This window comes from Desemzia incerta (assembly GCF_900115825.1).
Lineage (GTDB): Bacteria > Bacillota > Bacilli > Lactobacillales > Carnobacteriaceae > Desemzia > Desemzia incerta.
Genome location: NZ_FOXW01000001.1, coordinates 476,806 through 490,440, shown reverse-complemented (window position 1 = coordinate 490,440; position 13,635 = coordinate 476,806). Strand labels below are relative to the sequence as shown.

General features: G+C 38.6%; 12 protein-coding genes. 2 read left to right on the top strand and 10 right to left on the bottom strand.

All coding sequences use genetic code 11. The features are described from left to right. Positions 1-43: 43 nt before the first annotated feature. The 8 genes from BM137_RS02245 to BM137_RS02210 all read right to left on the bottom strand — a co-directional run bounded on the left by BM137_RS02245 (position 44) and on the right by BM137_RS02210 (position 9,636). On the bottom strand, positions 44-769 hold the full coding sequence (locus BM137_RS02245) for a GntR family transcriptional regulator (protein WP_092479515.1): 726 nt from the start codon (positions 767-769) through the stop codon (positions 44-46). 357 nt (positions 770-1,126) lie between these two features. Then, positions 1,127-2,545: a glycoside hydrolase family 1 protein gene (locus tag BM137_RS02240; RefSeq protein ID WP_092479514.1), complete on the bottom strand. Its 1,419-nt coding sequence runs from the start codon at positions 2,543-2,545 to the stop codon at positions 1,127-1,129. Between the two features lie 12 nt (positions 2,546-2,557). Continuing rightward, positions 2,558-3,883 (bottom strand): PTS sugar transporter subunit IIC, encoded by a 1,326-nt coding sequence (locus BM137_RS02235; RefSeq protein WP_092479513.1) that lies wholly within the window; start codon positions 3,881-3,883, stop codon positions 2,558-2,560. 152 nt (positions 3,884-4,035) lie between these two features. Beyond that, entirely contained in the window at positions 4,036-4,839 is an 804-nt protein-coding gene (locus BM137_RS02230; protein WP_092479512.1) for an alpha/beta hydrolase, read from the bottom strand. Next, entirely contained in the window at positions 4,840-5,751 is a 912-nt protein-coding gene (locus tag BM137_RS02225; protein WP_092479511.1) for an ROK family protein, read from the bottom strand. Positions 5,752-5,818: 67 nt separating this feature from the next. Further along, entirely contained in the window at positions 5,819-7,165 is a 1,347-nt protein-coding gene (locus BM137_RS02220) for a PTS sugar transporter subunit IIC (RefSeq protein WP_425248172.1), read from the bottom strand. Positions 7,166-7,324: 159 nt separating this feature from the next. Next, the gene (locus BM137_RS02215) at positions 7,325-8,761 is read right to left on the bottom strand and encodes a glycoside hydrolase family 1 protein (protein WP_092479509.1); all 1,437 of its coding nucleotides are present in this window, start codon (positions 8,759-8,761) and stop codon (positions 7,325-7,327) included. A 131-nt stretch (positions 8,762-8,892) separates the two neighbouring features. After that, entirely contained in the window at positions 8,893-9,636 is a 744-nt protein-coding gene (locus BM137_RS02210; RefSeq protein ID WP_092479508.1) for a MurR/RpiR family transcriptional regulator, read from the bottom strand. A gap of 227 nt (positions 9,637-9,863) precedes the next feature. On the opposite strand from BM137_RS02210, the gene BM137_RS02205 reads away from it, so the two are divergent. Then, positions 9,864-10,316 carry a flavodoxin gene (locus BM137_RS02205; RefSeq protein ID WP_092479507.1) on the top strand — a complete coding sequence of 151 codons (453 nt, stop codon included), beginning with the start codon at positions 9,864-9,866 and terminating at the stop codon, positions 10,314-10,316. Positions 10,317-10,360: 44 nt separating this feature from the next. On the opposite strand, the gene BM137_RS02200 is transcribed toward BM137_RS02205, so the two are convergent. After that, on the bottom strand, positions 10,361-10,915 hold the full coding sequence (locus tag BM137_RS02200) for a TetR/AcrR family transcriptional regulator (RefSeq protein ID WP_092479506.1): 555 nt from the start codon (positions 10,913-10,915) through the stop codon (positions 10,361-10,363). Between the two features lie 503 nt (positions 10,916-11,418). On the opposite strand from BM137_RS02200, the gene BM137_RS02195 reads away from it, so the two are divergent. Then, entirely contained in the window at positions 11,419-12,657 is a 1,239-nt protein-coding gene (locus BM137_RS02195) for an aminopeptidase (RefSeq protein WP_092479505.1), read from the top strand. A 71-nt stretch (positions 12,658-12,728) separates the two neighbouring features. Here BM137_RS02195 and BM137_RS02190 read toward each other — a convergent pair whose 3' ends face one another. After that, on the bottom strand, positions 12,729-13,580 hold the full coding sequence (locus BM137_RS02190) for an aldo/keto reductase (RefSeq protein ID WP_092479504.1): 852 nt from the start codon (positions 13,578-13,580) through the stop codon (positions 12,729-12,731). Between the last annotated feature and the right edge of the window lie 55 nt (positions 13,581-13,635).

The following is a 13,635-nucleotide window of genomic DNA, read 5'->3' as shown; positions in this document are numbered from 1 at the left end:
CTCATACAACAGCATGAAACCCTCATCATTGTTATTCTAAAGCCTAGTAGATCTCTGTATTTAAATTGACAAACGACATCTCCACCATGTCAAATCGATGGCGTACTTTAGAAAATTCCAATGGCGTTCCACTCGAAGTGAACATCACTTTAGTCACTTCCAACACTGGTTCATTCTCACCACACTGCAAAAATTCTTTATCTAATTCATCTGGCTGAGCTGCCCGAATAGTCTGCCGGTTCTCTCCAAATACGATACCCAGCTCGTTTCTGATGTAATCATACATCGATTTTTGCAACACGTCTTTTGTCACTCCTGGTACAAGCGACAAAGGCAATATAGAATGTTCCAATGAATAAGGCTGCTTATTCAAAATGCGTAGCCTCTCGATTTCATAAACTGGGTCTTCTTTTTTCAACAACAACTGTTCACATTCTTCTTCGGTAGGAAAACGCACATCAAATTTAATGGTTTTATTTTCCAGATGCATTCTCTCATCAACTTGAGCTGTTAATCCCACGTTTTGTCCGATGCGAATGCTTGATTCCGCTAATTGAAGAGCGTTTTGTTTAATATATGTTCCAGAACCTTGGATAGTGTACACTAATCCTGCGACAGTCAGCAAGTCTAGAGCTTTTTTTATGGTCACACGACTTGTGTGGAACTCTTTTGCTAACGATGTTTGATCAGGCATTCGTTCTTCAAGGGGATACGACCCGTTTTTGATTCGTTTACGAATTTCATTTGCCACTTCTTTGTATTTGACCATTTCATTCACCTAACTTCATGAGATAACTGCTTCTTTTTATTAGTATAGCATGAATTTGTATATTTTTAAACGACAGTTCTATGATTTGTATAGACAAATAAAAGGAATACATGTAGCAATTAGGCTTGCGTTCCTTTTTACAACTCTTCTTTCTTTTAACGGCACGCAATTTTCATTTCCGTTTCTTTTTTAGCTGAAATGACGTAAAAAAGAGACGAAAAATTATTTTGCGTTCCGCTAAGGTCTTTTTAACAGCTAAAATGGAACGCAAATTGTACAACAGCACTAGATACCTATTCTGAACAAAAAAGCAAGAGTTGAAAGACTGCTTTCAACTCTTGCGGGGGCAAACAATGTTTATTTGTACTCTGGAACGTCTGGTACTTCTAATCGACTACTTGAGATCACGTCTTTATACCAAAAACCTGATTTTTTCAGCGAACGAGCTCGATTGTTTTCCAAATCGATCCGCACTAAACCATAACGATTTTTGAAAGCATTCATTGGCGACACACAGTCGGTAAAGGCCCACAGCATATATCCGCGGCAGTTCGATCCTGCTTCATAAGCATCCAATAAGCAGCTCATGTGTTCGGTAATGTACTCAATACGGTAGTCGTCTTGAACGACACCTTCCTCATTCATGAATAAGTGTTCATTCTCGATCCCCATACCATTTTCTGTCAGTATCCATGGAATGTTTCCATACTCTTCTTTCAAACGCATCCCCATATCGTAAACGATTTGCGGATAAATTTCCCATCCTCTTGATTTGTTCATTCGACGGCCTGGCAGTTCAAATGAATCGAAGTAATAAGCAGGATGGAATGGTGTGTTTTCATTCCATTTGTGCTTAGGCGCTTGGACACGATGCGGGAAATACAAATTGACACCTAAGTAATCTACTGTATTTTCACGGATAATGTCCAATTCTTCTTGTGTGTAATCAAAAGTGATGTCATGTTCGGCCATTTTCAAAAATAGTTCTTCCGGATAAGCTCCTTTTACCAATGGATCTAAGAAAACTCGGTTATAGAATAAATCATACATCTCAGCAGCTTTTTTATCTGCTTGAGAAGAGGAACGCGGATAAGTGACCTCAGGATTCAATACAATACCGATTTCACCGTCGTAGTTTTTTCGATGATATAGTTCTACTACTTTTGTAGTTGCGAGAACTTTATGATGGTTCCATTGCATCCATTTTTTCGTATTTTGTTCATGAGGGTAACGGATCGCATCTAGATAGACGCGGGTTTGGATAACGATCGGCTCATTGAAGGTAAACCACTGTTTGACACGATCAGCATACCGTTCAAACACGATCTCCGCATATCCAACGAATAATTCCACCACTTTTTTAGAGCTCCAGCCATCATATTTTTCCTGCAAGGCAGTCGGCAGCTCGTAGTGTTCCAGACAAAGAATGGGTTCTACACCGGCTTCAATCAGAGCATTGATGACGTTGTCTATATGTTGAGCATACTCTTCATCGACTTCCAATGTTTCATAGTCGGTAAAGAAGCGAGCCCAATTGATCGACGTACGGTAATGTGTAAGCCCGATTTCTTTCATGTAAGCTACATCTTCCCCGTAACGTTCATAAAAATTGGTTGCTACTCCTGGTCCATAACCTTCATGCCAGACATGACGCTCATTTTTATACCATGTATCCAAATAAGAATCTTGTCCTTCTTTTTTCCCTTTCCATCCTTCTGTCTGCCATGCTGAAGATGCAGCTCCAATAATAAAATTCTCTGGTATTGTTTTAAACACAAAATCTCTCCTTTAGTTTTGTTCTTGCGGTACTTCTTCTACTTCATCGACTCTCTTAGTCACATTTGATGCTTTGACGAATGGCAAGTAAACCAATGTAGCAACTGCGATACAAATCAATTGTGTCGCAACAGCTCCAAGGCTTCCAGCTGTTGCCAAGTAAGCACTGATGATTGGCGGTGTTGTCCATGGAATCATAACTACAGCTGGACCGGCAAACCCGATAGCTGTTGCAAAGTAACCAATTACCCCTGTTATTAATGGTGTGATAATAAATGGAATCGCCATGACCGGGTTCAGCATGATCGGCAATCCAAAAATCATTGGTTCATTGATATTAAAAATTCCTGGAGCAAAAGATAATTTAGAGATTGAACGGTAATCTTCCCGTTTGCTGACGATGAAAATAGCGATCAACAGACCAAAAGTTACCCCTGATCCCCCCACGCTCATATAAATATCCCAAAAAGGCATGTTGATGATGTTAGGAATCGCTTCTCCTGCTTCAAATGCTGCAGTATTTTCTGCGATGGCAGCTAATAGAATCGGTTCGCGAATCGGTTTGATGATTTGATTTCCATGAATACCGATTACCCAAAAGACTTGCGATACAAACATCAACAATAATATTCCCGGCAATCCTGATACTAGATTAGATAATGGTTCTTGAACGATCGTGTAAATGATATCGTAAAGGGTCATACCTGTCAGAGACAACACCGCAAAACCTAGTGCAGAAATAATGGTGATTGTTAAAATCGTAGGAACCAATGCTGAAAAACTCGCTGACACATTAGAAGGCACTGAATCAGGCATGTGAATATTCAACTTATCTTGTCTCTGCAACCAGCTAAACAATTCGATAGATAAAATAGCTACAAACATGCCTAAAAATAATCCTGAACTGTTGGTATATTGTTTAGCGATCACATCTACCACTTCTACAGGCGATTCATTGACCAATGTTTCAATCGTTTTCGGGATAATGGTTATGTAACTGATAACCGCCAATAACCCTGGGAAAAATCCTTTTAACTGGTTTAATTTCCCTAACTCCATACCGATCAAAAATACCGCACTAATCGTTAAAAAGTTCAATGTAGCATAACTGATCGAGTCCGTTATCGGTTTTAAATTTTCTAGAAAACCGAACCCATTGATAGCTGCTAAACCACTTGTAGTTCCAAACACCATATTTGAGATCAAGGTTGCAAATGCACCGGTAATGATGACCGGCAATAACATCGTAAAAGCATTCTTGATGGCGATGATGTATTTGTAACTGTTGACTTTTGCTGCGAAATTACCTAACATACTGACCCATTTACTTTCTTCCATTTTGTCTTTCCTCCTTTTTTTTGACACCACTATTGTAACCCCTTCCAAATTAATTGTAAAGCTTTATGTTAAAATTGTATTTACAAATTTATCATAAATAAAAAAAGTCCTTATTAAGAGAGGTTTTCTCCTAATAAGGACTGCTAATTTGACTAGTTTTTATTTTCTCCATACAACCATTCCATACTGTCTTTGATGGTTGTATTCCAAAAATCCCAATCATGTTTCCCGGGTGCTTCTATATATTTATGCTGATAGCCGTGTGTCATCAAAAATTGATGCAAGTCTTTATTTTCTTGGAAAATATCGTCTTCTGTTCCGCATGCCAAATACAAGTCCGGTTTTTTTTCAGGTTGTTCCAATGCATTTAAAACCAGCGACTCAATATCCATTTCATCAGGCATCTTTTCAGCTCTGTCTGTTTGTACTATGGCTTGAAGCCTTTGATAAATAGGATAAGCAGCATCAAAATGCTCCTTTGAACTTTTGGTCAATACTTTATTTGACAAAGCTATGATCGTACCGAATGTATCCAAGTAGCTGAGCCCATTTCTTAAAGCCCCGTATCCTCCCATCGACAGACCTCCTATAGCTGTATCTTCTTTTTTCATCGACAAATGAAACAATTTGCGTGTTTCCTGTACCAACTCTTCTCCTATATAAGTACCATAATTATCCCCATTGGGATGATCAGCGTAAAAACTGTTTTGCCCATCTGGCATAATGACAGCCACATGATACTTGATTGCCAATTCAGCTATACGTGTATTATGCAACCAATCTTCATGATTTCCGTCCCATCCATTCAATAAGTATAACGTCTTTAGAGGTTTGTCTTCCTCCTCATTTTCTATTTTAGCTTCATAAATGGATCGTGTACTAGTTGGAATGACTGCCGTAAAACTAACTTTTCGAAACAATTCACGCGATTGAAATGATCCTGATAGAATGGCCATTCAGCTCTCTCCTTTAACGGTTTGTTTTTCCAATTGTTGTTCTACAAAATAAAAAGCTCCTAAGATGCCCGCATTATTTAAATACTTACAAGGTTCGATCACTGTATAAAAGTCTGTGATCCATCGTTCATCAATCTGAGACATTTGTTGTTCGATCCTCGGCAACAACTCAGGATTCGCACTGACTCCTCCTCCAATCAAGATCTTTTCCGGATTGAAGGTACATGCCAGATTATATGTCCCCACACATAACCACTGTACCCATTTTTGAATCATTTCTTCTACTTCAGGATCCAATTTAGCGGTTTCAAATACTTCTTCACCTGTGACGACCGCCGGTGCAGGTATCTTCATGTACTTTTTATATTCTTCTACTAATATGCGCGTCGAAAAAATATCGTGCATGGTGTGCTGTGGTCTTTTTTGATAATCGATTCTAGAATGTCCAAATTCTCCAGCTTTGAAAGATGCTCCTCGATACAAACTGCCGTTCAAATAAAAAGCAGTTCCGATACCCGTACCGATCGTCATCACAATAAAGTTATTCAATCCTTGAGCATTTCCCGAGTACCGCTCTGCTAACGCTGCACATCTTGCATCATTTTCTATGTAAATCGGGAACGAAATTTTCTCGCTCAGCACATCAATGATATTTTTGTGGTCTAGATAAGCTAACGCACCGGCTCTTTCAGCATATCCCGTTTGGGGATTGATGTAACCTGGCATACTGATACCAACTGCCGTTATTTCATCTGTTGCAGCGTATTCTTCTACGACTTCCGCAATCACTTTTTGAAATGCGGTAAGGTCGTAAGGTGTAGTGATTTTTCCTTGATGGGCAATTCCTTTACTTTGGGAAACCAATGCATACTTGATAGCTGTTCCTCCAATATCAAAACAAACTGCATTCATTTAATCATAACCTCCTTAGTGAAAAAACTATCCGCCCGAGGTTTTCAGGCAGATAGTCCATCATTTATTAAGCTTCTACACTAGTTGCATCTTGTGCATTTTCCATTTCTTCCATTTTCACAGCAGCTTTGTTCGTTGCTAAAACAAATGGCATGTATGTCAAAACAGATACTCCTAAACATAAGAACCCAACAGCTAATGCTCCCCAGCTGCCGCCTGTTCCTAAGAACGGGATCAGCGGACCTGGAGTTGTCCAAGGTACTGAATAACCGATTGGAGGTATGATTTCACTCACAATAAAGAAATATCCTATCAAAATGTTGATGACCGGAGTCAATACAAAAGGAATGATCATGATTGGGTTTAATACGATTGGAAGTCCGAATACTACTGGCTCATTGATGTTGAATAGACCAGGAGCAAAAGATAATTTTGCAATGTTGCGGTAATCTTTACGTTTTGACACTAGGAATACAGCTATCAACAATCCAAGAGTCATTCCGCTACCACCGTAATTCGCAAAACCGTCGTTCATAGAACCCCAGTTAATTGGATATGGAACACCCCATGTTGTTCCTTTTTCAGCAATGTAGTTCAAGTTTTCAATTCCCATCGGTGAGAAGATAGGGTCACGAATTGCTGCGATGGTATTTGGTCCATGAATTCCCAACACCCATAACATGTTAGAAACTAGTGCTAAAATGATAACCGCAAATACGTTTCCACCAATATTTGTTAGTGGTGCTTGAATTAATGAGTAAATCAATTGGTTGATTCCATCTGGGAAGAATAAAGTCACTACATAATTGATCACTGAGAAAAGCATCAAGATCAAAATGATCGGAATCAATACAGAGAACGAACGTGCTACAGCTGGAGGTACTTGCTCCGGCATTTTGATTTTTAAGCGTTTATTTAAAGACAAACGGCTGAAAATTTCCCCAACTAACAATCCGACGATCATAGCAACAAATAATCCTTGAGCGCCTATGTATTGTGTAGCTAAGTAGTTCGCACCTTCAACATTTTGATATGGCGGATACAGAATAAAGAATGTTGAAATCGCTGTCAATCCACCTAATAAAGAATCTTGCTTATATGTTTCAGTTAAGTTTCTTGCGATCATGAAGACGATGAAGATAGATAAGACATCATTCGTTCCACGGACAACGGGTGAAAAAATATTTTGTGCTTCGGCTAAGTTGGGAAAAATACTTTCTAAATTCAATAATGAAGCGATGAATCCGTCTGGGGATAATACAGCAAAATTGAGTAATAGGATCAATGATCCTGCCATTGTTAATGGAAAAGCTAGAATAAATGCATCACGTACAGCTCCGATGTGTCTTTGGCTGTTTAACTTAATTGATAGAGGCACTAAAGTTTTTTCTAATGCACCTTCAAATTTGTCCATAAAGCTCATTTGGTTTCCCTCCAATAAGTAAAATTATACTTCCTGTCCCCTTAAAGAAAATCTTTTCTGCGGTATGTCGAATGAACACTGACTCTAAACTTGTTGCCCCCCTTCGATCAGTGAGGCTAAAAGCCCCACTGAAGTGCGAAGAAATGATTTTTAATCTGTTACTCCATTGTTTTCAATGACTTTTTTATACCAGTGATAGCTGTCTTTTTTGTAGCGTTTCAGTTCTTTTTCGTCGTTCTCTTCTCGATCGACATAAACAAAACCGTAACGTTTTTGATAACCATTCAACCAGCTCAATAAGTCAGTATAGCTCCAAGTACAATACCCTAGAACTTCTACTCCATCGGAGATCGTTTCTTGGATCGCTTTCACATGGGCTTTTAGATAGTCAATTCGATATGTATCATGGATTGAACCATCTTCTTCCAATGTATCGTATTCTCCTAAACCATTTTCCGTGATCAATATAGGCAATTCGTAGCGGCTGTCAATTCGGCGCATACCAATCCGCAATCCAGTTGGATCAATATCCCAATCCCAGTTCGTTTTCTCTACAAAAGGATTATCTGTTCCTTTGTAAAGTCCAGGTACTCCACCCGCTTCAGTCGAACCTTTTTCTCCGGTCGTATTCATTTTACCTTCAGAAACACCATCTAACGGATTGTGTTCTACAGTTGAACTGCGGTAATAGTTTAAGCCCATAAAATCCGGTTTTCCTTCTGCTAATAAAGCGTAATCTCCCTCTTCGATCGTAGGCGCTAAATTATTTTCTTCTAACCATTTCATTGCCAGCTTTGGATATTTCCCAAACACATAAACATCCATCCAAAAATGGGCATTAAAGGTTTCGTTGTTATCTGCAGCTAATTGATTTTCTGGTTTAGAATCTAACGCATAAGTTGGTCCATAAGCAAAGCTTGGTCCGATTTTTCCTTTGATCTCCAGTTCTCTAAACGCTTTGATCACTGAAGCGTTTGCCAAGTTGGCAATGTGATTGGCTTCATAAAACCGTTTCGGATCTTTGACACCTGGTGGATGACTGCCCATCATATAGCCATGTGATGTAAAAACGTTTTGCTCATTCAGGGTTACCCAATAGTTTACTTTCCCATTAAAACGTTCAAATAAAATTGTAGAGTAACGAGTGAAGTCTTCGATCACTTGGCGAGATTCCCAACCTTTGTATTTGTCTTGCAGCGCTTGCGGGATATCCCAGTGATACAATGTAACAATTGGTTCAATGTTATGAGCCAGTAATTCATCAATCAGGTTTTCATAGAATTGAAGTCCTGCTTCGTTTACTTCTCCATGTCCATCCGGAATCACTCGACTCCATGCAACAGAAAAACGGTACGCTTTCAAGCCTTGTTCAGCCATCAACTGAACATCTTCCTTATAGCGATGGTAGTGATCTACTGCTACCTCTCCTGTGGTTTCTTTAAATGTTTTACCTGGGATTTTTACAAATTCATCCCAAACAGACAATCCTTTACCGTCTTCTTCCATCGCACCCTCTACTTGATAGGCTGCAGAAGCAGATCCCCATAGAAAGTCTTCAGGAAAAGGGACTAATTTTTTGTGTTCCATTTCCTCACCTCAATTTTTCATTTATTACACTTTTTATTGTAACCGTTTTTACAAATAAAACAATCTGTTTTTAATTTTATGGATGCGGTTTCATTTAATTGGAACATGTTTCGCATTTGAAACACAGTGTTTCAAATGCGGTTTTGCCTTTTTGCGTAGTTTTTTCGTGCCAAAGTTTCAACTAAATAGGCTACAGGAACTTGAGAAGTAATATTGACCGTTTTATTGATCGTTTCTGGGGTTAAATGATACGCCAGATTTACATCGGAATGTTTTGCTAATGTATTTCCAGAAGTATTTGTGATACTAATGATTTTGCTTCCCCGTTCGATCAATATCTCCGTTTGTTCCAATATTTGTTCTGTTTCTCCAGAGACCGACAAAATAATTGCCACCGAATCTGTAAAGTCTTCTCTAGAGTGTCCTAGCGGATAAAAAGGATCTTTTACAAAGAATGTCCGCTGCCCTAGATTAAAAAACTGTCTGGATCCATATTCCGCTAAAATACCTGAAGTTCCAATCCCTAGAAAAATTACTAGTCCCGCAGTGTGGATCATTTCTACCGCTTTATCTAACTGCTTATTGTAGTCATTGCTCAATGTGCGATTGAAAAACTCATCCACGATTTCTTTCGTGTCAAAAACAGCTTGTTGCTCTACTTGTTTGTGTTGATTTCGAATCTCCAGCTTAAACTCTGCAAAACTTTCGTACCCGCCTTTTTTCATCAAGCGGATAACAGACGCCGGTGAAACGTGTGCTGCTTCCGCCAAGTCTCGAACCCGCATATAATAGACCGTGTCTTTATGCTGCATAATATAGTCGTAAAGCACTCTCTCAGTTTCAGTAAATGAATGGATCATATCCAGATTAAACACGTTCTTTCCCCCTAGCGCTCAAAATTGATTTCCTTTTCATCTTAGCATAATTTTGCTCTTATTATACGTTATTTTTAATGTCTTATTATGAACATTTTTTTACCTATGTAACTACTAGATTATGGTCTTTATCCCTTCATTCATTTCTTCTGAGATTCCTATTGGTACTATAAGATAAAATTTGATATACTAGCTTGAGAAACTATACACAAAGGGATGAAAACAGAATGGTTAAAGCCTTGATCGTATATGCAAGTTTAACAGGAAATACAGCTCAATGCGTGGATATTGTTGAAGAAGCCTTAACAGACTTGGATGTAGATGTTGAAGTTGTAGAAAGCATGCAAGCTGATCCTCATGACTTTCTAGATGTAGATTTGTGCTTGGTCGCTACTTATACTTACGGGACAGATGCCAACTTGCCGGATGAGATCGAGGACTTCTATGAAGAGTTGTCAGAGGTAGATTTAACAGGAAAAATTTTTGGGACGTTTGGTTCAGGAGATACCTTTTATGAAAAATTTTGCCAGTCTGTGGATGATTTTACAGAACAATTCAAATCTGTTGGTGCTGTAGAAGGAGCAGAAAGTGTCAAAGTGGATTTAGATCCCGAAGAAGAAGATATCGAAAAATTAGTAGCTTTCAGCAAATCATTAGTTGAAAAAGCTGCCGCAAACTAAAAAAACTCAACGTCATCAAGACGTTGAGTTTTTTAATATCTAGTCTATTGGACAAGTTTTAAGCTGGTTTGGAATGCTTGGTTTAAATATTGGATCAAATCTTCTTCATGAAGCGGAACTAGTTCTTGAGCAATAAATGAAGCTCCTCCGTGTACACTGGACCAAAATAAACCGAAGACTTTTTCTTTTTCTTTTTCCGTCAACTCTTTTGTTTCAGATACTTCATTAAATGAATCAAGCACTACATCACGTGAAATAGTGTAGACTTTTTTTGCATCTAAGCGGTTCTCCAAGTACAACGCTTTAAAGAAAGTAGATTCCTCTTTTGCAAAATACAAATAGTTGAGTGCGTCATTCAATACTGGATGTTCTGTTCTTTCTTGAGTATAGATCGTTTCTGTCAAATGAGCTTTTATTCTGATAATCAATTCTCTTTTTAGATCATTCATGTTTTTGAATTCCAAGTAAATAGGTTGTGTAGAACAGTTCATTTCTTTTGCAATATTACGAGCAGTAAACCCGTCAAACCCTTCTTTTCTGACAACTTCATATGCAGTGTCTAAAATACTAGACTTCATAATCGTTTTTTTCCTTGCCATCTTCCTCACCTCTAAATTCTTTCTTTTCTCAAGGAATAGTTATAGTCTCAGCTACAGTATTACCTCTTGGTTATAGTATCCATACAAAAAATTCTTAAACGACTTAGAAAGGTACACAAACTTTATGCTGTTCATTTAGCATAAAAATACATTTTGGTTAGTTCTTCTTTCTGAAACGGTTAAGAAATTTACCAACGTTTTTTTCAATTTTTTCCTCTACTCTTTAGCAGACAATCATTATTGTATCACTTGTATAGTAATAAAGACAAGATGCATATTAATATAACGGCAATTTTTATATAAAGCAACCTCTATCTTATGCACAATAATTATACCATAGGTTATTCATGTAATAATATCAGAACGCCTTTAGATTTAGCAACTGTTCCAGCTTCAGATTTTTTATCAGGCAAATTGTTTTTTCTTATTTTCTTATGCTATGATAGAAAGGTGAATTATTGCAGTAAAATCGTGTGTTATCTAAGATGAGGAGGATTTTAAAAATGGTATTACCAAATTTTGAAGAAAATTTACAAAAATATGCTCGTGCAATCGTTGAAGTTGGTGTCAATGTATCAAAGAGTCATACAGTTGTTCTATCTATCGACGTAGACCAAGCACCACTAGCACGTATGATCACTAAAGAAGCTTACGCTCTAGGAGCTACTGAAGTGATTGTCAAATGGGCGGACGACATCATTAATCGCGAGGTTATGAAACACACTCCGGTGGAACGTTTGACAGATATCCCGCAATACAAAATCGACGAGTCATTAGACCATATTGAAAAAGGCGCAAGCCGTATCAGCGTTCGTTCTTCTGATCCGGATGCTCTATCAGGAATCGATGCAGAGAAAATTGCTGCTTACCAATCAGCAGTGGGTAAAGCAATGATTGAACAAAGAAAAGCTACTCAAGCAAACAAAGTAAGCTGGTTAGTAGCTGCAGCTTCAGGTGCTAAATGGGCTGCTAAAGTTTTCCCTGAACTAGAAACAACTGAAGAACAAGTTGACGCTTTATGGGATGCTATCTTTAAAGCTGTTCATATTTATGATGAAGATCCTATCGCAACTTGGAAAGAAAAAGACGTTACGCTGGAAACAAAAGCTGAAGAATTGAACGCGCAACAATTCACTGCTTTACACTATACGGCTCCTGGTACTGACTTAACTGTCGGGTTGCCTGCTGGTCACCGTTGGGAAGGTGCTGGAAGCTTGAACGCTCGCGGCGAACGCTTCATGGCGAACATGCCGACTGAAGAAGTGTTTACTGCTCCAGATGCTAACCGTGTTGATGGTGTAGTGCGCAGTACTAAACCGTTAAGTTACGCAGGAACAACTATCTTAGACATGGAATTCACTTTCAAAGATGGTAAAGTTGTAGAAGTTACTGCAGCTCAAGGAGAAGAAACGTTAAAACGTTTGATCGAAACCGATGAAGGAGCTGCTCGTTTAGGTGAAGTAGCATTAGTTCCTAACCAATCTCCTATTTCTCAATCTGGTTTGACTTTCTTCAATACGCTATTTGACGAAAATGCTTCAAACCACTTAGCTTTAGGTTCAGGTTATGCGTTCAACATCGTTGGCGGAACTGAAATGTCTGAAGAAGAATTAGCAGCAGCCGGATTAAACCGCTCTACTGTTCATGTGGACTTTATGATTGGTTCAAAAGATATGAATATCGACGGAATCAAAGCAGACGGCTCAACAGTTCCTGTTTTCCGTAATGGCGAGTGGGCATAATTTAAAACATAAGATCCAAATAAGTAAAATACCAGTCGAGAAACTATTTTCTCGGCTGGTATTTTTGCTTTTTAGTCGAACTCTTCGTATTCATTTGGGTGTTGTCCTTCGACCAGACCATCTAACCCTTTATCCAAGCTGTCGATCATCTTCATTTCTTCATCACTTAAAGTAAAATCGAAAATATCCATGTTTTCTCTTTGATGTTTGTTGCTGGAAGCTTTAGGAATCGTTAAGATCTGTTCTTGGTAATTCCATCTCAAAATGATTTGCCCAACCGATTTCTTGTGCTTTTCAGCCAACGAAGCTATCATTTCATTCTCTAATAAATCGTTGATTTCCCGGCCAAATGGACTCCAAGCTTCTGTTAAAATCCCGTGTTCTTTGTTGTACTCTATGACACGTTTGTTTGTAAAATATGGATGCCGCTCGATTTGATTGGTCGCCGGAGTCACACCTGTTTCCTCAATGATGCGGTCTAAATGTTCAGGCAGGAAATTGGATACTCCGATGGAACGAATCAAGCCGAATTTTTGTGCATCTACAAGTGCTTGCCAAGCTTCTACATATTGATCTTGTTTAGGCAATGGCCAGTGAATCAAATATTTGTCAAAATAGTCGATGCCTATACGATACAAAGATTCTTGGATCATTTGAATTGCGTCTTCGTATTTATGTTTAGCACCAGGTAATTTTGAACTGACTAAAATTTGATCACGGGGCACGGAACTTCGGCGAATAGCTTCTCCAACCATTCCTTCATTATTGTAATTCGTGGATGTATCGATCAACCGATACCCATTATCCAGAGCATCTAAGACCTCATTTACTCCCTTAGCTCCTTTTATCCCGACCGTTCCCAGTCCAATAACCGGTACTTCTTGACCGTCATTCAGTGTATATGTTGGAATAGATTTATTCATTGTCTTCATTCCCTTCAATGTGTTTACTGCTCTATCTTAGCAGTCATCAAAACAC

What these genes read in the sequence shown, in the direction of transcription:
- BM137_RS02245 (WP_092479515.1), bottom strand. Translation starts at nt 769, where the DNA reads ATGGTCAAATACAAAGAAGTGGCAAATGAAATTCGTAAACGAATCAAA.
- BM137_RS02235 (WP_092479513.1), bottom strand. Translation starts at nt 3,883, where the DNA reads ATGGAAGAAAGTAAATGGGTCAGTATGTTAGGTAATTTCGCAGCAAAA.
- BM137_RS02230 (WP_092479512.1), bottom strand. Translation starts at nt 4,839, where the DNA reads ATGGCCATTCTATCAGGATCATTTCAATCGCGTGAATTGTTTCGAAAA.
- BM137_RS02225 (WP_092479511.1), bottom strand. Translation starts at nt 5,751, where the DNA reads ATGAATGCAGTTTGTTTTGATATTGGAGGAACAGCTATCAAGTATGCA.
- BM137_RS02220 (WP_425248172.1), bottom strand. Translation starts at nt 7,165, where the DNA reads ATGGACAAATTTGAAGGTGCATTAGAAAAAACTTTAGTGCCTCTATCA.
- BM137_RS02215 (WP_092479509.1), bottom strand. Translation starts at nt 8,761, where the DNA reads ATGGAACACAAAAAATTAGTCCCTTTTCCTGAAGACTTTCTATGGGGA.
- BM137_RS02205 (WP_092479507.1), top strand. Translation starts at nt 9,864, where the DNA reads ATGGTTAAAGCCTTGATCGTATATGCAAGTTTAACAGGAAATACAGCT.
- BM137_RS02200 (WP_092479506.1), bottom strand. Translation starts at nt 10,915, where the DNA reads ATGGCAAGGAAAAAAACGATTATGAAGTCTAGTATTTTAGACACTGCA.
- BM137_RS02195 (WP_092479505.1), top strand. Translation starts at nt 11,419, where the DNA reads ATGGTATTACCAAATTTTGAAGAAAATTTACAAAAATATGCTCGTGCA.
- BM137_RS02190 (WP_092479504.1), bottom strand. Translation starts at nt 13,580, where the DNA reads ATGAATAAATCTATTCCAACATATACACTGAATGACGGTCAAGAAGTA.